Genomic DNA, 25,840 nt, shown 5'->3' on the forward strand with positions numbered 1-25,840 from the left:
AAGCCTTCCATCAAATCACAGTTTGAGTTTGATCAAACCAAATCCCTACAACTTTCTTTTTAACTTGAATAAGCCTTATATCGAACTCACGTTAAGTTAAGGTTTTTATAGCAATACCAGATTACCGGACAATTTGCTGAGGTTAGAGTATCCGGCAAAGCCGCGTATAAAAAGAGCTCCAAACAATATATTTGGAGCTCTTTTATTGAAAAAAATAGACTTTAAGCCAAATTCTACTTAATCATTCATCTTTTTTTGTTCAAGCTTTAGAAAAGCGCTTCTTCTTGGTGCAGGCATTTCTGAATCATCACCTTTCAGGCCTTTCCAAAGCACTTCGTTGAATAAACGATCATCATTCTTGTCAACTTCAGCGAAATTAAAACCATCTGATATTTTCGACCATTTGGAAACAATTTTATTGGTTTCATTTAGATCAATTGATGAAGGAAGAGATTTATATGGGGTATTATCAGGGGTATTTGTAAAACTCCTGAACATCGGCATTGCGGCAGCATCATATTGTGTCATGGGTGGCAATCCTAAAATCAATTCCATCGTTCTCAACATCCCTGAAGTAGAATACATCGTATCATCATGATATTTTCGCTTGGCATAAGGACTTATCACCATGGCAATAGAACGATGAGCATCCACATGATCAGGACCATTCTGAGCATCATCTTCCAGTATAAAAATGGCCGACTGTGCCCATATAGAACTGTTGCTGATATGTTCAACTAATTTTCCTACAGCCAGATCATTGTCGGCCACACAAGCATATGGAGTTGGTTTGCCTACCCCAAGACCCTGAGTATGATCTGCACCTAAACGTATAGTACTCAATTGAGGCACTACATTTTTAGCAATAAGGCCATCAAAATCAGACTTCCACTGTTCAAAACGATCAATATCCTTCACAGTCTGGTCATAATATCCGGTGAAAGTTGAGCAAACATGTTCTGCATCCAGAACCGGGATATTTCCTTTTGATCCATCAGCAAAAACGCCATAGGTTCTAAAAGTTACCCCATGTCTCTTACACATATCCCAAATAAATCCATCCTTATTATTGGCCACAGTTCGGCGACCTAATCCATCGTTTTGTCCACCACGGCGGCCGTAGGAAGTCGGCCAGGTTTTTTCAAGAAAATCAGTCGCATAAGCTCCCAAAGACCAGTTATGTCCGTCTGCGCTAACCTCCGCATCCACATAGAAGTTATCCAGGAGTACGTATTCTCTAGCAAGTTTATGCTGATTGGGAGTATATTTTTCGCCAAAAAGTGTCAGTGTTGAATCGCCATTTCCTTCTTTAATATCTCCAAAAACCTGATCGTATGTACGATTTTCCTTAATCACATAAAACACATATTTAATTGGTGAAGGATCTCCCACCTTGCTAGGGATTGGATTTCCTTTTTCCCCATCAGTGATCAGCTCTTTATCCTTTTTATAGGGTGTATTTTTATAAACACTTTTTGAGTAAACCTCCAGGTCAGCAGCAGAAGGCACATCGATAATACTCATCGTTCCTTTCATCAAACTACCAATGTATTGTAGTCGATTATTTGCCTGAGGTAATTCACCTTTATGCGATTCCGATTTTACATCTGCACGCACCGGCTGTGGTCCAAGTGGATTCGCAAATGAGGAAAATCCCTTGCCATTGCTCACAAAGATCTTATTCTTTATTACACGTACATTGGTGGGATACCAACCCACAGGAATAAAGCCTTTTGAAACACTTTTACCCTTTAGGCCGACATTAAATACTGACAGGCAATTATTGTCTGCATTCGCTATAAAAAGAGTTTTTTCATCACTTGAAAGCGCCAATCCGTTGGTTGTTGAGCCGATAGGTGAATTTGGATATATTGCCGCATCCAGCACTTCTGTTACTTTTTGAGCACTAACATCAATTACAGACACACTGTTATCCTGTGAATTTGCAACATATAATGTTTTCCCATCCCGGGTTAAGATCAGTTCATTCGGGTTAAATGACACATCGATATGCCCGGTAATTTTGCGAAGTTTCGTATCAAAAAAAGCTACCTTTTTACCTCCCCATAAGGAAATGTAAAGCATATTCCCCTCAGGTGATAATACACAGGTATATCCTTCGAAGCCAATATTCTCCTTATGCAGTATTTTATTATCTCTTAGATCAACCAGGTAAAGCGAATTGTTTTCTTTGGTAACAACATACATTATGTTTGTTTTGTCATCAATTTCGATCCCGACAGGTGAGATCTTCTCAGGCCAGGGCTTGCCAAGTTTAATGGTATCCCTGATTTGCAATTTCGAATTGACTATTTCATATTTAAGGATCCAGTTATCATTTCCACCGGAAGCGAATAAAAATTTATCATCTCCGCTGAATTTTAACCCATAAAAAGATTTGGGTATTTCAACCTTATCCAATACGGTCTCAGATTTCGGATCGATTAATTGTATGGTTTGTATACTTTGCCCATTATTACTGACTGCCATCAATTTCTCTGAACGGGAAACTGTAATATTCAAAGGAAGGTCGCCAAGTTCTAATGACCTTCCTGCCGGCGACAATGACCAGCCATTAGGCAATTGTATTGTTTTTTCTTCAAGTTTGGATGCTAAATTCTGTGCATTTGAATTGAATGCCAGAAAAAGAAATCCCAGGAAATATATTCTTTTCATTACGATGATTTTGGATTATGAATTTACTATTTTTCCCACCAAACTTTTATCGTGCTCAGGTCTCCGCCCATTGATGTAACCGCCGACTGTAAATTAGAAGAGTTCAGAGATTGCAAATAGGTAGGATAAGGAACACGGGAAGGAAAGAGATTTTCTGCGGGGATACCTGTACCTCTGGGTAAAACAGGATATCCGGTTCTGCGCTTTTCAAACCATGACTGATAATCCACAAAGAAGAAAGCATAGTATTTCTGCAGCATAATTTGCTCCAATTGCTGAGCTATAGCACCTGTAGAATTATATGCTATACCCGCCGAATTCAAAAATCCAGCCGGCATGCTTGCTCCCCATTGAACCATGGAAGCAGTTATGCCAGACTCATAATGCACCTGTGCAGTTTTCCCTGTATTGTAGCCCTTTAAAGCCAATTCAGCTTTGATAAACTCTACCTCCGAGTACGTCATCATCACTCCTAAAAGAGGAGACGTCTTTAATGCATCGGGGTAACTTGAATTCCGACCCACTATATATTCTAAACTCGTTGGATAACCACTTTCTATACCCTGATAAACACTTTGTCCGTTTACCGTAACAGGGATTGCCCAAATTGCTCTCCTTGGGTCGTTTACTGCATTCATGTGATTAAGAAAAAACTTCGTGAAATAAGTACCTTCCCTCCAGTCTAAAGTACGGGCCTGGTAGTAGGGATTAAAATAAGGAAATGTTCCCGGATATCTGAAAATTGCATCATCTGCATTGGCAGCAAACACCGGGCTTGTGGCAGGGTTAGCTAAAATTGAATTAATTTGCTGGCTAACATTTATTTCACCTTCACGCTTAGAAATTCTAAGTAATAATCTTAATCTAAGAGAATTAGCAAATTTCTTCCATTTTTGAATCCCAATATTTTTGCTTCCTGTAAGTGCATTGGCATTATAAACCATGTCACCTCCGTAAGTCAGGGCCTTAGTATCATCAAATAAGCTATTTGCTGTTTCCAGATCTTTTAAGATCTGCACATAAATATCTTTTTGTTTATCAAAAGCTGGTGAAAAATTTCCTTCAGAAGCCTTAATAGCTTGTGAATAAGGAACATCTCCATATAAATCAGTCAAAATTGAATAGGCCCAGCTTTTATAAACCAAAGCAATTGCTTTATAATTATTCTCTTTTAGTTGATCTGATATCTTATAAATATCTTCCACATCGGTTAAGCGATCATAAAAAGCAGACCATACCGCCTGACCGGGATTAACTACATAACGATGCAAACCTTGTCCGCTAGTGCTTGCTCTTGGAGCATCAACCTGCATTAGTTCATGAGTAAAACTTCGGGAAGCTTGAATTGAACTATTGACGATACGATATTGCATCTGGCCTAATAAAATCCCCGGTGTAACATCCTTCGGTCGGTTAGGATCGATATTTAATTCCTCGAAATTATCAGTACAGGATAAGAGGGAAGTGAATACTAAAAGTATTGCAGTAACTATTTTAATTGAAAATTTCATGTCTGTTGAATTATAAAAATCAAATTGAGATTAAAACTTAAAGGTTAGATTAGTCCCAACTAATCGATTAGATGGAAACTGGGTTAACTCTACTCCCGGGGTTAAAGTCCCGTTGTTCAGATTACCACCTTCCGGATCAAATCCAGGGAATTTGGTAAAGTTGAATAGATCTCTACCCCAAATAGCTACGGATGTCTTTTGAACACCTAATTTTCTAAGCAAATTTGCAGGAAGACCAAATTCTAACCTTACTTCCCTAATCTTTAAAAATGAAGCATCAAAAATGTTAGTTTCTGCATTGCTGATTTGATAGTAGTTATCATAATAAGCGCTGGCCTGGGCAAGTTTTGTATTTGGAACGAATGAACCATCTGCAAGTTTTACAACACCTTGTCCAATAATTCCATTATCCCGACCAGGAAGAGTGACTCTTGTTTTTCCGAGAGTGTTATTTTTATGGTTGGTTTGAGAATACATTTCCCCACCATACTGTCCATCCATTAAAATGCTCAGATTTATATTTTTATACCTGAATTCATTCATTAAACTACCTTTCCAGTCAGCAAAAGCATTACCCATTTTACGTGCAACCTGATCAAGTGGGGCAGGCAAACCGTTGGCAGAGTTGTAAATGATCTGACCGTCAGGAGAACGTTGAAATCCTCTTCCGTACATGTCTCCCATTAATCCACCAACCCGGGCTTCAATAGTTACATTGGTATTGTGCTGATAGATTATTTGATTAGTTAAGCCCTCAGTCAATTCCTTTACATAACTGCGGTTTCTGTTCCAAAGTAAAGTCGTACTCCATGAGAATTTTTCCTTTGAAATTGGCTTTCCGTTTATCTGGACTTCCCAGCCTTTACTATTGATCAAACCCGCATTAATTAGTGCAGTAGAAAATCCAGTAACCGGATCTAATGGAATGGATAAAATCTGATTACGGCTATTATTATTGTAATAAGCAATATCAAATCCTATTCTATTGTTTAGAAAACGCATATCCAAACCAAACTCATAACTCGAAGTAATTTCCGGTTTTAACTCTGCATTGAATAGCTGGTTAGGGTTTGTGAATGAATTGCCATAAATACGATCATAATACCTCGCTGTTTGATAAGGTCTGGTATCATTACCAACCTGTGCCCATGATGCTCTGAATTTGGAAAAGGTAATTGCCTTTGGTAGTTCAAAAATTTCATCCAGAATAAAGCTTGAACTTACGGATGGATAAAAGAAAGAATTGTTCTTAAAGGGTAATGTACTCGACCAGTCATTTCTTCCTGTCAGATCCAAAAATATTTTTTCATCGAATGCAATCTGTGTGCTTCCATAAACACTATTTATTGACTTCTTAGTTCTGGATGGGTCAACCACTGCCTGATCTAAGCTATTGGAAATCTGGTAAACACCCGGTTGAGCCAATTGATCTGCATATACACCGGCAAAATCATATTGCTGAATCATTGTATTTGCACCGGCACTCGCACTGATGGAAATTTTTGATGAAATTTTATCTTTGAAAGAAAGTAATAGATCAGTATTTGATTCATAAGAAAACACATTTTGTTCACGATACATTCCCCGCGGGTATCTGGTCATACTAAATGGCCTTTGCTGAGAACGGAATTCATTAGACATATCTACCCCGGTTCTAAGCAATAGATCAAACTTTTTGGAAATCTCATAAGTAGCCGAAACATTTCCAATTAATCCATTTTTATTCATTTTATTCAGCATTTCATACATTGCTAAATAAGGGTTGTCCGGACCTGGATTAAAGGGATTCTTTTGAACTACATTTTCTAAACCGGGTTGCCAGTATGGCTTAAACCACTCAGGCCTGATGTTAGGGGTAGTACCAATTATCAGGAAATACATCAAAGTCTGATTATTGTATCCTGCCATTGGAAGATTATCACTCTTTTTATTCGAATAATTAGCTCTTCCAGTGATTTTTAATTTATCAGAAACTTTTTGATTAAAGGACAGAGCTGCATTTAATCTTTCGAAGCCCGTATTTGGAATAATCCATTTGTTTTTTAAGTGCGTAATTGAAAGCCTGGCAGAGCTTTTTTCAGATCCGCCTTCAATGGATAAGCTATTAGATAGTGTTTGCCCGGTTTGGAAATATCCTGAAATATAATCGTCATGAGCAACCCATGGTGTTTTTTGTGTTGGTTTATTACCCGGAGTATTTGGATCATACTGATAGTAACTCTGACCATCAAATTTAGGACCCCAGGCTCTTCCTGCTGCCACTGTTGTACTTGTATTAATTCCATCAGGACTATCTAAATAGGAGTAATAGGTATTTGTTCTTCCTTCACCATATTCAAACTGGTAATCAGGCCAACGATTAACCTGCTCAATATTAAAATTTGAGTTGAATGTAACTCCCAATCCATTGCCTTTACGCTCCCCACTCTTTGTAGTTATGATAATTACACCACCAGCTGCACGACTACCATATAAAGCTGTTGCACCCGGTCCTTTAAGTACAGTGACAGTTTCTATATCATCAGGATTGATATCTGAAACTCCTGAACCATAATCAACCGGACTATCCTGAGAAAGGTGGGAATTAAATCCGGTTCCTGTTATCTTGCTACTGATAGGAACACCATCAACCACTATTAAGGCCTGATTATTGTCAAGATTCAATGACGATTCACCTCTGAGTGTGATTCTTGATGAACCCATTGGTCCGGCACCAGTACCCTGAATATTTAAACCTGCAACCTTACCGGAAAGTGAATTTATCCAATTATTGGTTTTGGCATCAACAACCGCATCGGCAGTAATCGTTTGAGCTGCGAATCCAAGTGATTTTTCATCTCTTTTAATTCCAAGTGCAGTTACAACAACCTCATTTAGAAACTTATTGTCTTCAGCAAGGATAACCTCGTAAATCTTCCTGTTATCCATTTGGATCTCAATGGTTGAATAACCGATTGATGAAAAAACAAGATAGCCCTGATTAGAACTTGCATTTATTTTGAACTCTCCGTTAATATCCGTGGTTGCACCATTAGTGGTTCCTTTGACACGAACACTTACTCCGGGGATAGGTTCGTTTTTCGAGTCTTTTACTTTTCCTGAAAATGAACTTTGAGCAAATGTTTCAACGTAAAAGGCGAATGGACTTATAATAAGAAGAATAAAACATTTAAGAATAATTTGTAAAAACTGTCTTTTCATAAAAAGGATTTTCGAGTGAGATTTTTTTATCGCTCAAAAGTCCCTTTCAGATATTAACAAATAAATCCATTGATGTTTTTTTTAGGTTATGAAAAAAACAATTTAATATTCCAGTTAAAAATAATTTCATAAAAATCAGCCTTTGTTTTAAGCTTCAGTTAACCTAATATTAATCAACATTAGCACTATACTGTAATTATGAACCTGTGACCAAGAATATGGTCCATTAAGAAAAGGTACTCTGTGGATTAGGAAAAAGTTAACAGTTGCCCGACAAAAAATCACTGTACCAATGGCCTGACTCTTTGATGATCCTTTTTTGGGTTTCATAATTTACATGAACTAATCCAAATCGAGGTCGGTAACCCTCTGCCCATTCAAAGTTATCAGTAAAACTCCACACAAAATAACCTTCAACATTTACGCCTTCCGACTTAGCTTTCAATATTTCTGCAATATTGGATTGCAGGTAATTTTTTCTTTTAGGATCATGTACTTTTCCATCTGCTACGGAATCAGGAAAAGCTGCTCCATTTTCTGTTACATAGATTTTCTTATAGTTATATTTAGAAAAACGATGAAGCATTTCATGCATAGCCTGAGGATACACTTCCCATTCCATGTCTGTAACTTCTTTTACTCTCTTTTTTGCACTTACCAATGATGAATTCATATAAGGCGTGAAGTAGGAATGTTTAACAACCTCCCTGGTATAATTCTGTATTCCGATAAAATCAGGTACCGCCTGTAATGCGATTTCATCACCCTGATGCATAAATTTTTCAATCCTTTTTAAAAAGGGAAGGCTTTCAACCGGGTAACCAAGTCCGCATAAAGGTTCAACAAACAGGCGATTGACCAGAGCATCCACTTTATTTGCTGCCTTAATGTCCTTTTCCCTGATGGTATGAGGATGTATGGCTGAACATGAAAAAGTTGTTCCAACTTCAATATCACTTCTAAGTTGTTTTGCAATATTGATTCCTGCTGCCTGTGAAAGTGCTGAATGATGGATCGCAGGAATAAAATTATCCATACCTCTCTTTCCGGGTGCATGAATGCCTAAAAAGTATCCTGCACCGGTATACACCATTGGCTCATTCAATATCATCCAATGCTTTACTCTGTCACCAAAATGGCTGATACAAAAAGACACATAATCAGAAAAATGGTCAACGATCTCTCGATTTGCCCAGCCGTTTTTCTGCTGAAGTGCTAGCGGGAGATCCCAGTGATATAAAGTAACCCATGGTGTTATACCAAATTCCAGGCAAAGGTCTATTACGCGGTCATAAAATGCTACTCCATCACTGTTTAACTCACCAGCTCCTTTGGGAAATATTCTGGACCAGGAAAAGGAAAATCGGAAGTTATTTATATGCATTGACTTCATCAATGCTATATCCCTGGCATATTGGTTGTAAAAATCACAACTAATATCAGCAGAATGGCCTTTAAAGATTTTACCTCTCCTTTTTGAAAACTCATCCCATATTGATAGACCTTTCCCATCTGTAATGCACGAACCTTCTGTTTGAAATGCTGAAGCTGCTACTCCCCAGACAAATTGCTCACCAAAATCGGACTTATTAATTATCAAAATAAACTAACTAGAAGTTTTCTCTAATATCTTAAAGAAATTAGAATTCCGAAATAATATAAAATCGGAACGCTTAATTTTTGAAGGCTTTTTTACTGATAAAACCTGTGATTCCTTTTCCAGTATATCTGTCAATATCTTTTCTGTCATATCCGGATAATTTACCGGAATAACTTTCCCGTTTGAAACCCAGTCGATTATTTTTTGAAGATGTTTTTTCTTCAGACTTTTAATTACAGGAACCCCCAGATTTTTCAATGCCTCTGCATTGCATTGCTGCTCATACTGGCCCTTCATTGGTATAACCATCAGTTTCTTTTTAAGAAACAATGCTTCTGCAGGGGTTTCAAATCCTGCTCCGCAGAAAACACCGCTTGCACTTGACATACTGTCAATAAATTCCTCATTATTGATGGGTCTTATCCAAACATTTTTCTCATGAAATGACTCCTTGTTATGTTTAGAAAATACCTGCCATTCAACATTTTCTACCATCGACAATATTTTTACTAATCGATCATCATCATAAGCGGGCAGATAAACGGTATAGTGACCTGAATTAATTGGTTCTTTCAGTCTTACTTCTGCTCGTATTACCGGAGTAAATATATTGCTATCATATGGTAAAAAATGGAAGCCATATTGACTTGTTGAAGGAGCATAGGTCCGAAGAATAGTTTTACCCAGGGGATCAAAACTCTTTGCCTTTGGGGCTTTTTTATTGATGACAGCGGCCTGATGACTAATTGAAACACATGGTTTTCCGGACAGATAACAAGCCCAGGCAGAAACAGGTTCAAAATCGCTGATAACCAGATCATACTCACTAACCGGCAGTAATTTTATGTCTTTCATCAACTGCTTTAAACGCGATTTTTTATAGGTTTCGGCAATATCTACATTACCGTTCTTTCCGAAAATGAAACTTAAGCCATGAAATCGATATTTGATATCAAATTGCAGCCCCACATCTGCTTGAGTACCACTTATAAGGATATCAACATCATGGTTTTTCTTTAGCAAAGGGACGATCTCTCTTGCACGTGTAACATGGCCATTTCCTGTTCCCTGTATCGCATATAGAATCTTCATGATGTTCTTAAATTAAACTCAGAAACCATCTGACTAAATAGTTGCTTTATGTCCATTTCTTCAGCTTCCTCTTCAGTACCATTCAACATAGCCATTCTTTCTGATTCGCTGAAGCGAAATAAATCCCATTGACCATTGTGGTATTCTAAAGCTGTAAGATTTTCAATCCAATCTCCGGAATTCAGGTACATGATACTTCCATGAGTTTGTTCTATTCTGCGCATTTCAGGATGGTGAATATGACCACAAACAACATATTGATAATTCTTACTTATACCAATATCTGCAGCAGTTTCTTCAAAACCATTTATAAATTTTATAGCTCCCTTGACACTGTTCTTAATTTTTTTGGAGAATGATAATTTGCCCCTTTTAAATATCCTTTCTGATATCCAGTTAGCAAGACTATTTATAATGATCAATGTGTCGTAACCTATGGCCCCAAGTTTTGCAAGCCATTTTGAATGCTGCATCGTCACATCAAAAACATCACCATGAAATATCCAGGCCTTTTCCTGGTTGTCCAGATCAAGTATCAGCTTGTTGAGAATATGAAAAGATCCCATTTTGAAACCCTCGAACTTTCTAAGCATTTCGTCATGATTACCAGTTATATAATAAACTTTAACGCCTTTACTGAGCCAGTTCATGATATGCTTTATAACCTTCATATGTGACTTAGGCCAATAGCTTTTGTTGAATTGCCATATGTCAATAATGTCACCATTCAATACAACAATTTTGGGCTTTATTGATTTTAGATAATGCAGCAGTTCCTTTGCCCTGCAGCCATATGTACCGAGGTGTACATCTGAGATCACGATTATATCTACCTGTCTCTTTTGTTTATTCATTAATGTCTAAAAATTGAATTGATCTTAGAAAAACGAATAAAGATGAAGTAGAAAAGAAGTTCTGATAACTGAGAGTAGATTTGATTCAATTCATTCCTTTTAGTCTTTACAAGAATAAACAACACATATTACCTGAATATTAATTCAGTAACAGCAAATTGTTAGGAATAAATCTTTGGGAAACAGGGTAATGAGCTAGGCTTTATTGAGAAAAGACTGTAATGACAGGCAAGAATTTGATTTTAATATCTCCTGTTTTTGTATGTAAAGATCGGCCTGCAATTTTTGCAAAATTACAGGCATCAACATTTCCGTAATATTTAAATCGAATACACAGAAAGTAAAAGCAGAGGGAGCAAATGCCCCCTCTATTAAAATTATCAAACAGCCGGACTTAGCGTTTTTTGTTTTTTCATGTATAAATATAAAGCAGCAAATGCTACGATTAGAATTGCAGGGAAAAGCAGCATATTAGATAAGGTTGCCTGACCTGCAGCCAGATCTGCTGCATCACCAGCTAAGCCTTGTGATACGGCCACTATTTTATTTTCCTGGATCCATCCTCCAATAATTGGTTGGAACATGGAAGAAGAGAACATTCCAATCCCTCCCATAATTGAAAGTCCAAGGGCTCCGGTTTGAGGCATATTTTCTGCAATGAATCCTATCATGTTTGGCCAGAAATAACAGATTCCGAGAGCATAAAATACAGCGGCAACATATAGCATATTACCATCCATTGTGCTCATCATGTAAATACCGATCACGCCAAAAATTGCAGAACCCAGTAAAACACCTACAGTGTTCAAATTCTTGATTAGCGGGCCTGCAAAATACCTTCCCACAGCCATCAGTCCTGTTACTAAAGCTAAAATCAACATTGGGCTTGCTCCTGCTTTTGCAAGGATTGGACCAACCCATTGCTGAGGGCCAAACTCTGATATTGCAGTTAATGCCATACATGCTGCCATGAACAAATACAATGGGTTTAACATCGCCTTGAAGTTATCAAGAGTAGAATTTTCAGAAATTCTTGGTTTTGGAAAAGTTTGACCAAAGAATAAAACAGCATATATGATGGTAGGAATTAGAATCACCCAAATTTGAGCTTGCCAGCTCATGCTTGCATCAGTCATGAATTTTGAGATCAAAGCACCTAAAACTATCCCCCCGGGGAACCACATGTGAAAACGATTAATTTTACGGCTAAAATTTAATCCGGAATAAGAATCAGCTATCATTGGATTACAAGCTGCTTCTGTGCAACCATTGCCCAAACCAATTAATAGTGTAGAAATCAGTAAGGTATAGTAATCAGTAGCATAAATAGTTAACACAATACCAATTGAATGAGCTAACAGAGCAATTTGCATAATCAACTTGGGCCCAATGGTAGAGTAAAAAATTCCACCCAGGATCATGGATATCGGGAAACCCAAAAACCACATTTGATTGATGTGACCCAGTTGTACTGTGTCCAGATTCAATTCAGTTCCCAGTTGTGTTAAGATACCTGCCCGTATACTAAACGAAAATGCCGTTGTAATAAGTGCAAAACAACTTGCCAGGAATAGGCGATTTGCATTAACAGTTTGATTCATAATTAAATTAATTAATGGTTTAATATTTAGGATTTAATTGAAATAATAAATTAAAATAGATAATTTATTTGAAATCAAAAACCAATTAATTATGGGTTTTTATAAAATCTGCTTTCCTATCAGTATACAGGGCTTTATGATAATTTAAAGTTTTCTACTAATCGTTTGGAATAACAGATTGAATAAAAAATTTCAAATAGTTCCTTAATAAAATAAAAATGCCTTTGGCTTTTGTAATATCAGGATAGTGGAAGGAATAATATTAAATTGAGGTATTGATTTTTTAATAGTTAATGGCTCAATCCAAATAGTCAATAATTCCGATCAACTCAGAAACGTTATCTATAATAAAATCAGGATCAGCTTCCCTCAATTGTTCGTGTGTATGAGCACCTGTAGTTATTCCAATACTTAATAAACATTCTGCATTTTGCCCCTCCTGAACATCAACTGTAGAATCTCCTACTTTTATTACTTTTTTAGGGTCCAAAATACTCAGTTTCGACATAGCTAATAGAATCATATCTGGCTGGGGTCTGTTATTATTTACATCAGATGCAGTAATTAACAGATCAAATTGATTAGATTCTTCCCACCCAAGTTTTACGATTAATGATTCTGCCGTCTTGCGATTATAACCGGTATTTAGAACAACTTTAATATTTCTTTCCTTCAACTCCTTAAAAGTACGTTCAACGTCAGGAAGTGGCTTAACATTTAAAGTATCATAATTCTTTGCCAGCATATCATTGAAATATGTAAAGATTAAGTCGATATTTTCAGAATTTACTTTAAAGCCCGTATTTTCTAATATATCAATTATGGCCTGAAGCTTTTCTTTGCCTGCTCCGAATTCCAATACCTGAGCTAAAGTTACAGGACAAGAATAATGGACGATTGCATCCTGCAGCGTTTTATATACCACATTATCTTCATCAACAGTAGTCCCTGCCATATCAAACACGATCATTAAAACGCTCATACTATTTTTTTAAAGTTAATTCCAGAGAGGTTATAAAATCAACTAGATGTGGAGTTACAAAATCCGGATCTTTTGCTAAGTCATCCCATTTTCGCAACGATATAGCATCCAGATAAAAAGGATTAGTTTTAAAATTTTCTACTTCCTGGTCATTCATAATGCCTCCCTGGAATACAAGACTTGTCTTTGACGGCTGTGATAAAGATTCATAATAGCCTTGCTCAGTGGCACATAAATACCGTTTTGCCTGCACATGTAATTTTACAGGCTCAACTACATCTTCAGTAAAATACTTTGTCAAGAAACCACCGGCCAATTCTTCATGAACGTCATCTATGCCATCTTCACTTGCCATTTCTGGCAAATCATGTAATAAATGTCCTATATCATGCAATAAAGAAGCTACTATTAAGCTATCCTTTGCATTATCTAATTTAGCTAGATATGCCGACTGAAGTGCATGCTCTAATTGGGTTACTGCTTCGCCTCCATACATAGAACCACCCTTAGTTTCAAACAACTGAAAAATCTTTTGCGTTACTGGTTGTACCATAAAATTTAAATTTTGTTAATAATTTCTTCTGCAAAACCAAATGACAAAGTCATTCCATTTCCACCAATTCCATTTAATATGTGAACACCATTATCTACCTCAATATGCAAATCTGTTTTGCCATTGGTCATTTTAGGATAAATGCCATTCCATGATTCCACTAATCTCCATTGATCGATGTGGACCAAATTCTTCAAATAGTCTAGAATCAATTGATTTATGTACTGTTTGTCGAATGGGTCAAAATCTAATCCATATTCATGAGAGTCGCCAACCGTTAGCTCTCCCTGCATATTTTGTGAAACCATCACATGAATACCCCATTTAAGGTGCTCAGGTAATTCATTCTGCAATTTTGCTTTCAATATTTCCAGTGCTTTTGAAGCTGTGAAGCTTTTGTAATGCAAAAGCGATAAGCCACCGCAGATGGATGTCCCTAATTTATAGTCAGGCTTCTCCGAAACAAAACGCATCATTTGTAATTTGCATTTTGTTATTTCATGTTGCTTAAAAACCTCCGGATATAGTACTTCGAAATCCGCTCCTGAGCAAATAAAGATCAAATCCGCATCAAATCTGGTCGATCCTGAAAAAACTGATCCTTGTTTTACTCTTGAAATGGCAGTTCCCCAAATAAATTCAATTCCAAAGTTCTGCTTCAAGTAAAGTGGTAAATTACGAATACCCTCTCTGGGGTCGATTATAACTTCATCACTGCTAAATAAACCTCCTTTTAAATTAGTCTGGTTTATCCCATCAAATCTATTGCCTATCTGTTCAGGGTTGATAAGATTAACAGGTCTTCCGCTTTCCCTGAAAATGCTAGAAAGCTCTTCCAATACATTCCATTCTTCATTAGAATAGGCCAGATGCAAACTGCCACATGAATTAAATGGAATTGAACTTGCATTTAAATATTCCTTCCAAATTTCTCTTGATCTGATTGCTCTATCATAGAGTTGCCCATCAGGCTGACCAATAGGCCAAAGCATTCCAAAATTTCTAATGGATGCTCCAAGTGAGAATTGAGACCGTTCAATTACTTTAACTTTATACCCTTTAATAGCCAGGGCTCTTGCAGTTGCCATGCCTAAAATTCCTGCTCCCACTACAATTGCTGATCTTTTGTTCATATGACAATTTTAAATAATCTGATATTTAAGATGTTGCTTTTTAAAATAAAAAAAAGTTAAAAACGACAATATTATTATCAATAGTGAAGTTGCTAAAGCACTTATCTTAAAGAAATCAATCCAAGAAATTTGATACGAGTTAAAATTTTTAAATAGTAAAATAAATGTGCTTCCTAAATAGCCGGCAGCATCAGAAATATACATTAGAAAGCCAATATTACTTTTGATTTTAAAATAAGCTATCCAGCGTTCAAAATACACAGTATGAAAAATAATATAGGGTAGATACATTGCAAATCCCGATAAGATCATCCAGTAAACAGGATCAAATTTATTGAGCATTAACAGCACTGTAATAACCAATAAAAAAATACCACTAAATAAGTTGACAATAAGGTTCATGAAAAAGGCAAATTTATTGTCTTTGATAAAAATCATTAAAGCAATAATTATTAATACAACTATTGCAATAGGAATTTCAGAAAAAATCAATAATGCAGGAGTATTCGAGTATCCGTAACCCGTCCAAAACTCTATTGCAAAATTATCTCTCAGATCCCTGAAAATAGTCAGGCCTACATATATCAACACAGAAAAAATAATTCCGGGTATGAAGCGTCGAAAAAATAATTTCCTGTCTAAATAGGTCATTGGAACTCTTTCTGTCCGCAACAAGATATCCTCCTTACTTGGAGGAGGTAATTTGTGTAAAAGCTTTGCTCCTAAAATAAGTGCCGGCAAAAATATAAAGCCAGTTAAAAAAGGCATCCAAACTTCCGGAACTGACCACTGATCTATAGTATATCTACCAACACCTTTAACCAGGCCAGAAGCAACAATAAAACTCGAAGCCATTGCAGCTCCCAAAAGCTCAGTAAACCTTCTCCCTTCAAGATAACTAAAAACTACCCCCCAGATCATCCCCAATGGCAGGCCGTTTAAAAACATGAATGGGAAATTAAATGGATAAGGTATTATAGCGAAAAAGAATAAAGAAATCCAGGCAAATAACATCAGATAAATTAATGTCTTTGTTCTTTTTTCTGGCTTTAATTCAGCAATTATTTTAATCCCAATATATTTTGATATAGTATACCCCAATAACTGAGAGATAATTAACAAAATTTTATAATCTATCCCCCAAAGAGATAATTGATCAAAGGTAGCTGCAGTAAAAGGCTTTCTAAAAGCATACATACTCAGATAGGTAATAAATGCAGCGGAAGATGCTGTCAATAAAAAATTAAGATCTTCCTTGCTAAGCCTATTTTCCAATGCTTTCATGAATATTTTTAATAAAAAATGGGGGTAGAATTGAGCAAAAACTTTAAGGTATTACAATACCTACCCTATATGGATTTTGATCAATTGCATAGTCAAAAGCCTCATTGACAGATTGTAAATTAAAGTCGCCAACAATAAGTTTTTCAAAATCAAAAACATTATAATTTCTTTCAATAAAATCAACTGCTGATACTAAATCAAAATCATTGTAATTGTGCAAACCTTTTATAGTAATTAGATTTCTTACAATAAACTCTGCATTAATTTTTAGGTCTGCCTGAGGAAAAACCGCTCCTAACCAAACTGCTATACCTCCAATTTCCAAATGTTGAAGAGAATTAGTCATCACTTCCGGAACACCACTTGTTTCGATAATAATGTCAAATTTTTTATTAAAATCACTCACATTATTACCTGTATACTTCGAACCAAATAATTTTGAAACCTTAAGTCTTTTATTATCGATATCAAGTGTAGAAACAGCCGCAGCACCGAACGTGGATGCCATTGCACTACCAACAATTCCCAACATTCCTGCTCCACTTATTAAAACATTCTTATTTCTTAAATCGCCAGCTAACCGAACTGCTGCTGCCATGGTTGCCACCGAACAATTGATTAAGGCTGCGACATGATCTGAGACTATATTTTTTAATATTACAAGCGGAGTATGCTTTCTGATTATGGTAAATTGAGATAAGCCTCCATGGAAATTACTACTCTCAGTTATTTGCTCGTGTCCGTATTTAAAGATATTTTTCGCCTTTTGTGGGAATCCTTTTTTTGAATTTGGATCTTCAGGATTACTGGCATAGATTGCCCAGGTGATTCTATCTCCTATTTTGAGCTTCTCACCTCTGTTATCAAACTTTGGGCAATCGGGCCCAAAAGCTACAATATATCCAGTTATTTCATGCCCAAGAATAGTGGGTGATTTTTCTTTCCTGACTCCCTTATAAGTGTACAAATCGCTCCTGCAGAGTGTTGTGAAAGTATTTTTTACTAAGATCTCTCCTCCCATCAATTCAGGTAATTCTTCCTCAATTAATTCCAATTTCTTTCCAGGGATTTCGAACCTGGCATAAATAGAGTTACTCATTCATTGATATCTTATCCCTTAGAATTAAACACTAAAGATTTTTTGGGCTAATGAGAATTAAAAATTTGCTTCAGGTGATCTAACTTTTGATTGATCTTAATTAAACATACTCAGAATACGAATAAACAAAAATCATGTTAAGCAATCATTAGAACGATATAAACAAAAAAACGGAATAAAATATTCCGCCTTTTTGTTCTTACTAACCACTTTCTATTTTACTAACCAAATTTGATCATTGATATCATCCTTTCCGGAAAATTGAGCATCGATTGCTGCCTTATAATTTACTGAATTACTGGTACGTTCAGAAAGTGGATATATCCATCTTAAAGCAATTCTACCTGAATTTCCTGTACCTACACCAGTATAAAATGTTGGATAACTTGTTCTCCTCCAGTTAAAATAAGCCTCCATGCCAGAATTCATGAAGAAAGCGAGGTATTTCTGGGTTAAGATTTTCTCTAAACCGACATTGCCGGCTTCGTATTTAACATTTGCCTGGGCTAAATAATCAGTTAGATTAAAATCAATGTTAAACGTTCTTGATTCTATAGCATCTTTACTTCCATTTCGAGAATAGGTCATTGTATTTGCACCATTCTTAATACCATAAAAATCCATGGATGCCTTGATCCCATTTTCATACCATTGTGAAGCATTTCCGCTTGTCCAATTTCTGTGGATACCTTCGGCAATATTGAAACACATTTCAGGATAACCCACCAAAAATGTTGGCTCTCCTACATAGTTGTTATAATATCTTTTTCTGTTTTGAAATGAATATTGCCCGGGAGCAAAATCTGCACCATTAGAGGTTCCTGCCTTAGAAGACATATCTGCCAAATCCTCCCCCGAACTTGCACCAACATAACTAGTAAAATCAGATGCTAATTTCCCTGCTTTAAGTTGGGATCCAGCTGGTTCGCAAGTTACCATAACTCTGGGGTCATTACGTTCTGTTAACCTTTCAATATAGGCTCTTGACATATTTTGCCTGGTAGCATCAAATCCGAAATTATCTGGATTTGATGGATACTTATTATATTGATTTGATGTAAACTGAAGACTTTCCCCTAAAGAAATCATTAAAGGATATTTAGCAGGATTTGAAACAATGGAAGCAAACTTTGTCTTAATACCTAAGTCCGCATCAGCCTCCTTTTTACTCAACTGAATAAGTATTCTTAAGTGGAATGCATTCACAGCCTTTTGCCATTTTCTTAAATCACCCCCGAAATAAATATCACCTGTAAGTGTTTGATTACCTTTTGTTATCAATGCACTTAAATCAGAATTGGACTCTTCCAGCCATTTCAAAATCTGAATATAAACCTGTTTTTGGGTATCATATTTAGGATTCAGGACGGTTATACCCTGCAAACCTTCAGACAAAGGCAAGTCACCTACGCGCTTAGACATTTGATCATAGAAGAAAGCCTTATAAAATTTAGCTGTTGCGGAATAGGGATTAACCGCATCTAATCCAGCTTTCCTAGCCTCTTCTTCCATCTTAATCACATTTTTTAAGGTGAAAAAATGATTAGCTACTTCAGACCATTGATATTCATTTGTTGCGTAGTAATTATAATTGGAACAATAAAATTGATTCCAACGCATTTCTGCACTAAATGCACGACCAGTATTATTATACATGTCATATTGAACTGACTGAAGCACCAAAGATGCAGGAACGCTTACTGGCCGGTTAGAATCTACTTCTAATTCTTCAAAAGATTTTTCACAACCCATGAAGCTTATTATTAGCATTAGAATTAAACTATACTTTAAACTTTTCATGATATTTTTTTTTAAAATTAGAATGTGATATTAAGATTTACGCCATATCTTCTTGTGGATGGTGTTTGTAAACCTGAACCTCCATCACCTATGTATTGATTCAAATCGATATCTTTACTCTCAGCGAAATACAATAGATTTCTTCCAACAAGAGAGACACTAAAAGATTGGACTTTATTATTGAACAGTTTTGTTGGAAAGTTATATCCAACTACCACTTCTCTTAGCATTCCAAATGTTCTGTTCATTAAGTTACCTTCATCAGAATTATAGTAACGGCTCACATAATCCTGCACAAATTGTTTTGTAGTATTTTGTGAGTAGGTCAATTCAGAAAAATTAGTCACTTTGCCATCTACATCATATTTAATAGCAGCACCATTTGCAACCTGAACACCTTCTCCTACAAATGCTTTTACACCAAGGTAATCCTGATATCTGGCTTCACCCATAGTACCTGTAACGGTACCAATATGGCGTCCACCTCTATAGGTTTGTCTCTGGATATAATTAGATATTACACCTCCAAATCTTCCATCAAATTGAAACCCTAAAGAAACATTTTTGTAGGACAATCTGTTGTTTATACCTAAAACAAAATCAGGGTTTATATGCCCTAAAAATTGACTTACCGGATTATAAATTGGTCGGCCAGATGCATCATTAATAATCTCTCCATTTGGATTTCTCACAAATGCTCTACCATAAAACTTATCTAATCGATCGCCTACCTTGAAAAAGGTATTTAAGTTAGTTACACCTGGAAAAATTTCATTCAAAGTTTCCTTAAAAGTTGAGTAATTGGCGGTTACATCCCATGACAAACCATTTGATTTTTTGAAGAGCGATGCATTTAACGCAAGTTCAAATCCGGTTTTTTTGGTTTTAATACCATTTACCAATGTAGATGAATAACCAGTTGTTGTAGAAATTGGAAGGTTGAAAATACGGGGGCCTTCATCTGATTTAAAATAACTGAAATCTAAACCGATTCTGTTTTTCAGCACTCTAATATCACCGCCAAATTCAAACTGAGAAGTACTGCTTGGCTGTAATTCCGGATTGTTCAGAACGTTCGTATATCTTGCCGCAGGTTGGTTATTATACGTAAATGGAGTACTATAATAAGCAGAATTTTGGTACGTCGGACCATCATATGGCGAATAATACTGATCACCATAACCCACAGGATAGCTATCTGCAGGTGTAGTTCCTATTGTGGATTGGGTTAGTCCGTCTTTAACATTTGCAAAAGATCCTCTCAACTTAAAGAATGAGATAAAAGAAGGCAATTTTACATAGTCAGAAACCACAGTAGATAAAGCTACCGAAGGATAGAAAAATGTATTATTACCTTTTGGCAGGGTTGACAATTTATCCACTCTACCAGTAGTGGAAACTGTTAACCAATCCTTATAAGTAAAATCTGCAGAGTAATATGCAGAAATCACTCTCATATTTGAATTAAAATTGTAGATTTTTACAGGGTTTGCTGAATTAGAAAAATTGTACAATCCCGGAACATTTAAGTAATCTGTAGTTCCAAATTGAGAATTATAATTAAATGTCCGAATATTTGCTCCCGTCCAGATTTTCGCATTCAAATCTTTTACAAGATCCTTATCAAAGCGTACTAACAGGTCTGTATTGTTTTCAAATAAACTACGTCTATCTTCTCTATAGTCACCTCTTCTTTCGTCTCTGCCATATGATCCAGCACTGTATGGCATTTTCTCATTTCTCATTAAATCCCAGGTAGTTACCTGCGTACGTAACATTAAATCTAAAAATGGAGTAAATTTATAGGTCATTGCAGCCTGGCCAATCACATCTGATTTATTATGCCCTCTTAACCATTCATAGCTCATAAAATAAGGATTGTTATATCGCTGATATTCAGCATAGATCTGCTGAATTCCTTCCTTACCTTCCTGCCAGTAATTTCTCATGTCATCAACATCCCAGTCAGCTCCTGCCCATAAGGTCATGTTATAAATAATAGAGTTTGGACCATAATTGACATCCGGAATATTTGGAGTATACTGACGATTGTATTGTAAACTACTTTCAAATTTTAATTTGTCTGAAAACGAATAATCAGTTGTAATATTAAAATTTGTCATATTTAATTTTGTATTTGGAACAATACCTTTTTGGTAAATATGAGAGCCTGAAAATCTCAGATTATATTTATCTCCACTGGAAGAAATAGAGATGTTGTTCGTAGAAAGAATTCCCGGATCTAAAAATCTTTTAAGATTATCTTTTCCTCTTGCCAACCAGGGTGTTCCTTGTCTAACTCCGGTAACAGGATCTACAGGTGAGTCATACTGAGGAATTAATTGACCGTCAAATTTCGGGCCCCAACCACCATCATAATCACCATCATTTAAACCACCACCACGGCCATCACCGAAGGCATATTTACCATGATCACCAGGACCATACTCATCCTGAGTTTTAGGAATTGCATAAAATCCATTATCCATCATATTTGATGAATTAAAATCTACCTGGAATCCTCGTTTATCTTTTGAGCCTCGTTTGGTTGTAATTAAAATAGCTCCATTTTTTCCTCTGGAACCATATAACGCGGCCGCTGAGGCGCCTTTTAATACAGAATAACTTTCAATATCATCAGCACTCACATTCCATGTGTCAGAATTAATTGGTACCCCATCCACAACAAACAAAACGTCCCGATTTCCTCTGAGAGAAATATTTGGTCGTCTAAGTAATTCAGGCTGAGTTCCAATTGTCAAACCCGCTACCTTGCCTACCAATGCATTAACAGCATTCGGCTCTCTTGCCTTTACTAAAGAAGCACCATCCACTGTTTGAATAGCCACGCCCAGGCGCCGGATATCTTTCTTAATACCTAAGGCGGTAACCACCACTTCATTTAAGACAGTAGCATCTTCGATTAATAAAATTTCATAATTTGACCTTCCATCAATGGTAATTTCTTGTGTCAAAAACCCGATGTAAGAAAAAAGCAATATTCCTTGCTTTAGGTCAGACCTAAGTGTAAAAGAGCCATCAGCACTAGTAACAACACCTGTGGAAGACCCTTTAATTTTCACACTTACCCCAGGCAGACTTTGTTTATTTGAATCTCTGACAATTCCTTTTAGTTGATTTTGTGCAAAAACACCAGATTGGCCACAAAAAATTAAAATCAATGCCAGAAGAATGAATTTTTTAAAAAAAATCATTGAGTTCTGTTTCGTTTTCATCATTTATTAGTTAGGATTAGTTGAGGACAAAGTTTGTACGACAACATAATTTTTTGATTAACTAAACATTTTATTTTAATGAATAAAAGACTTCAGAAAAATTTTCTTAGAACTTTATTTAAACTTTATTTTAATAAATGAATAACATTTTCTTGACGCTGAATTAATTTACGAAACAGTTAAAAACCAGGATTCTAAATGTTCATAATTACTTAACAGCTTAGATATATCCACTTTAATTTAGATTACTACCTCTGTTAAAAATTTAACAAATGAAAAATTATCAATTTGGCTTTTTGTTTTTAATACTGATTTACTTCAGTGTTATTTCCGAGTTAAAATCTCAAGAGCAGGCAGATCATTACATTTCAGTTCCGGGTTATAAAGAATATGCCTCAATAAGCCCTGGCAAAAAATCAGTATTGCCAAGTGGCAGGTATGTAAGTCCGGCCGGACAAACAATCCAAATTACTCATGATCCTTTTGGCCTTAGAATTTCTCCTGACGGGAAAACTGGAATCACTTTACATAATGGAGTGATCAGTATTATTTCCTTATCGGATATGCATTCAACACGTATTCCGGATTATGAAAATAAATTTGAAGCCCCTTTAAAGAAGGGCTCATTTTTAGGTTTAGCTTTTCATCCTGAATTAAACCATGTTTATCTAAGCGGGGGTGACGAAGGAACCGTTATAGTTTATGATTATAAAAATTTGAAAATTCTGGACAAAATTAATTTGAACGGGGTATTTGAGAATACTATTTATGAAGATAGTTTTACAAGTGATTTAGTTTACAATCCCGGGAAAGAGGAGTTATTAGTCTTAGACCGGGGAAATTTTAGATTGGTTAGAATAAATTTAAAAAGCAAGGCAATTACAGCATCCATCCCAACGGGAAGACAACCGTTTGGATTAGCCCTTTCACCCGATTTTAAAACGGCATTGGTAGCCAATGTAGGTATGTATTCTTATCCTTTAGTAGGTGGAACAAACCTGGAAAATATAAATCAGCAAATGATCAATTGGCATCCTTTCCCAAATAACTCAAAAGAATCAATCGAAGGAACAACAATTGACGGAAAGAAAATTCCCGGTTTGGGAGATCCGAATTCAGATGAGTCGATGAGCGTATTTGTTATAGATTTAACAAAGAACAAAACTGTTAAAAAACTTAAAACAGGATACTTACTAGGAGAATGGATCGATGACATTGAGGTTGTAGGAGGATCAAGTCCGAACTCCATTGCAATAGGAAAGAAATACGCCTATGTAAGTAATGCCAGCAATGATAATATTTCGGTCATCGATTATAAAAATGGAAAAATAGTAAAACATATTGCAATAAAAATTGATACGAGCCTTGATAAATATCGTGGTTTGGTGCCCTTTGGTTTGACCTTAAGCAAAGATCAGAATACACTATATGTTTCCTTATTAGGGTTCAATGCAGTTGCCGTTATTGATACTCATTCAGGGATAACCAAAGGATTAATTCCAACAGGCTGGGGCCCCACAAGAGTTGAACTTTCTGCCGATGAATCAGATATATATATCATTTCCTGCAGAGGTTATGGTGCAGGCCCTAATGGAGGACAAAATTTCATAAAGCCACCACAAGGCACGTACATTGGAGATATTCAATTAGGCACTTTCCAAAAGGTAAAGAATCCGAACGAAGAAGACTTGAAAACATATACCAGGGAGGTTATTGACAACACATATATCAAAGTAAAAAACATAAATACCAGCGCCTTGCCTACGACACCAGGAAGCTCAGTATCTCCAATCAAACACATTGTATACATAACCAAGGAAAACAGAACCTTTGATGAGGTTTTAAGTCAGGTTAAAAATGTAAGAGGAGACACCAGTTTAGCCAGGTACGGTAATAATGTTTTAGTTAAGCTAGATAGCATAAACTACAAACGTGTTAACATCAGCCCAAACCATATTAAAGTTGCGAGTCAATTTGCTGTGAGCGATAACTTTTATTGCGATAGTGATGCTTCAATTCATGGCCACCATTGGATGTTGGGTGTTATTCCGAATGAATGGGTAGAAACTAATTCCAGTGTAAGCAAAACTGCCAAATTATTTTCATCCGCCCCAGGAAGGAGATTCCCTGGGTCTACAGGAAGTATGGATCCGGAAGATTATGCAGAAATAGGTGGTTTATGGGAAGCATTAGAAAGAAAAAATATATCATATTATAACTTCGGACAAGCAAATGAAACTGCACATGTTCGGGAAATTAGCACAGACACCCTTACTGGTGCAGCACATATTGTGATGGTTCCAATGCAAAAAGCCTTGTGGAGCAAGACTTCACATAATTTTGCCGGATATAACACAAATATCCCGGATCAATTTAGGGTAAAGCAATTCGAAGAGGAATTCACTAATATGTGGCTAAATGGGAAAGATACATTGCCTCAACTCATTACTATGATGTTACCTAACGATCATGGTGCAGGTATCAGACCAAAAGATGGTTATCCATACCCACAATCATTTATGGCCGATAATGATTTAGCCCTTGGCAGAACATTGCAATTTTTAAGTCAAACACCTTATTGGAAAGATATGCTGGTAATTGTGACTGAGGATGATCCACAAGGTGGTGTTGATCATATAGATGCCCACAGGAGTATTTTGATGATGGCTGGTCCATATGTAAAACGAAATTTTGTTTCAAAAACTCATGCAAATTTTGGGTCAGTCTTAAAAGTCATTTATAATATATTGGGGGTTCCATATGTTAATCAATATGATATTACTGCAAGCTTATTAGATGATTTTTTCACTACAGAACCAAATTTAGAGACTTATAAATTTGAATTTCCTGACAAAGTCATTTTTGACTGGGATAAGGCAATGGAAAAATATAACTATAAGATTGATTGGAGAAAAGTAAGTCAGGGTCCGGCAATGGATAATGAAAAAGAACAAAGGGAAAATCATTATAAAGGAAATTAATTGTAATAAAAAAGGAGATCTGGGATCAGGTTCAAATTTGTGTACTAAGCATATTTCCAGCCTAAAGAGAAAAGAATGACTATAAATGCTTCTGATATTAGTTAACATTTCCGAAATTATTCCGGAGGGGTCAAAGAGTCTTTTGCATTGGACGATTAGAGCTGATGCTGCTTAACTCAAAACAGGGAGAATTTTGAGGAAGATCCCTCCTTCGTCGGGATTGACATACCGGCGGGG

15 protein-coding genes are annotated in these 25,840 nt (G+C 36.1%); 1 reads left to right on the forward strand and 14 read right to left on the reverse strand.

Annotated features, from left to right (window positions below):
- Positions 1-237 precede the first annotated feature (237 nt).
- The 14 genes from BLR27_RS04845 to BLR27_RS04915 form a co-directional block, all read right to left on the reverse strand.
- Positions 238-2,676 carry a bifunctional YncE family protein/alkaline phosphatase family protein gene (locus BLR27_RS04845; protein ID WP_090701117.1) on the reverse strand — a complete coding sequence of 813 codons (2,439 nt, stop codon included), beginning with the start codon at positions 2,674-2,676 and terminating at the stop codon, positions 238-240.
- Positions 2,677-2,702: 26 nt separating this feature from the next.
- A complete protein-coding gene (locus BLR27_RS04850) occupies positions 2,703-4,187 on the reverse strand; it encodes a SusD/RagB family nutrient-binding outer membrane lipoprotein (RefSeq protein WP_090701120.1) in 1,485 nt (494 codons plus the stop codon).
- A 30-nt stretch (positions 4,188-4,217) separates the two neighbouring features.
- Positions 4,218-7,388: a SusC/RagA family TonB-linked outer membrane protein gene (locus tag BLR27_RS04855; RefSeq protein ID WP_090701122.1), complete on the reverse strand. Its 3,171-nt coding sequence runs from the start codon at positions 7,386-7,388 to the stop codon at positions 4,218-4,220.
- A 259-nt stretch (positions 7,389-7,647) separates the two neighbouring features.
- Positions 7,648-8,988: a GH1 family beta-glucosidase gene (locus BLR27_RS04860; RefSeq protein WP_090701125.1), complete on the reverse strand. Its 1,341-nt coding sequence runs from the start codon at positions 8,986-8,988 to the stop codon at positions 7,648-7,650.
- A gap of 6 nt (positions 8,989-8,994) precedes the next feature.
- Entirely contained in the window at positions 8,995-10,080 is a 1,086-nt protein-coding gene (locus BLR27_RS04865) for a glycosyltransferase family protein (protein ID WP_090701126.1), read from the reverse strand.
- Positions 10,077-10,934: a UDP-2,3-diacylglucosamine diphosphatase gene (locus BLR27_RS04870; RefSeq protein ID WP_090701127.1), complete on the reverse strand. Its 858-nt coding sequence runs from the start codon at positions 10,932-10,934 to the stop codon at positions 10,077-10,079. Before BLR27_RS04870 ends, BLR27_RS04865 begins: the two co-directional genes overlap by 4 nt.
- Positions 10,935-11,314: 380 nt before the next feature.
- Entirely contained in the window at positions 11,315-12,535 is a 1,221-nt protein-coding gene (locus tag BLR27_RS04880) for an MFS transporter (RefSeq protein ID WP_090701137.1), read from the reverse strand.
- Between the two features lie 298 nt (positions 12,536-12,833).
- On the reverse strand, positions 12,834-13,517 hold the full coding sequence (locus BLR27_RS04885) for a phosphonatase-like hydrolase (RefSeq protein ID WP_221406296.1): 684 nt from the start codon (positions 13,515-13,517) through the stop codon (positions 12,834-12,836).
- Position 13,518: 1 nt separating this feature from the next.
- Positions 13,519-14,070 carry a phosphonate degradation HD-domain oxygenase gene (locus BLR27_RS04890; protein WP_090701138.1) on the reverse strand — a complete coding sequence of 184 codons (552 nt, stop codon included), beginning with the start codon at positions 14,068-14,070 and terminating at the stop codon, positions 13,519-13,521.
- Between the two features lie 5 nt (positions 14,071-14,075).
- Positions 14,076-15,203: a TIGR03364 family FAD-dependent oxidoreductase gene (locus BLR27_RS04895; protein ID WP_090701141.1), complete on the reverse strand. Its 1,128-nt coding sequence runs from the start codon at positions 15,201-15,203 to the stop codon at positions 14,076-14,078.
- 9 nt (positions 15,204-15,212) lie between these two features.
- Positions 15,213-16,487: a DUF5690 family protein gene (locus BLR27_RS04900; protein ID WP_090701144.1), complete on the reverse strand. Its 1,275-nt coding sequence runs from the start codon at positions 16,485-16,487 to the stop codon at positions 15,213-15,215.
- Between the two features lie 43 nt (positions 16,488-16,530).
- Positions 16,531-17,586, reverse strand: a complete 1,056-nt coding sequence (locus tag BLR27_RS04905; protein WP_090701146.1) for an alcohol dehydrogenase catalytic domain-containing protein — start codon at positions 17,584-17,586, stop codon at positions 16,531-16,533.
- A gap of 213 nt (positions 17,587-17,799) precedes the next feature.
- Positions 17,800-19,386, reverse strand: coding sequence for a SusD/RagB family nutrient-binding outer membrane lipoprotein (locus BLR27_RS04910; RefSeq protein ID WP_090701150.1), 1,587 nt, complete (start codon positions 19,384-19,386; stop codon positions 17,800-17,802).
- Positions 19,387-19,403: 17 nt separating this feature from the next.
- Complete coding sequence (locus BLR27_RS04915; protein WP_090701648.1) at positions 19,404-22,601, reverse strand: SusC/RagA family TonB-linked outer membrane protein; 3,198 nt, start codon at positions 22,599-22,601, stop codon at positions 19,404-19,406.
- A gap of 293 nt (positions 22,602-22,894) precedes the next feature.
- Between BLR27_RS04915 and BLR27_RS04920 the strand changes: the two genes are divergently transcribed.
- A complete protein-coding gene (locus tag BLR27_RS04920) occupies positions 22,895-25,603 on the forward strand; it encodes a bifunctional YncE family protein/alkaline phosphatase family protein (RefSeq protein ID WP_090701153.1) in 2,709 nt (902 codons plus the stop codon).
- Positions 25,604-25,840: the final 237 nt, after the last annotated feature.

Origin of the sequence: Daejeonella rubra (assembly GCF_900103545.1) — a bacterium.
Taxonomy (GTDB): domain Bacteria; phylum Bacteroidota; class Bacteroidia; order Sphingobacteriales; family Sphingobacteriaceae; genus Daejeonella; species Daejeonella rubra.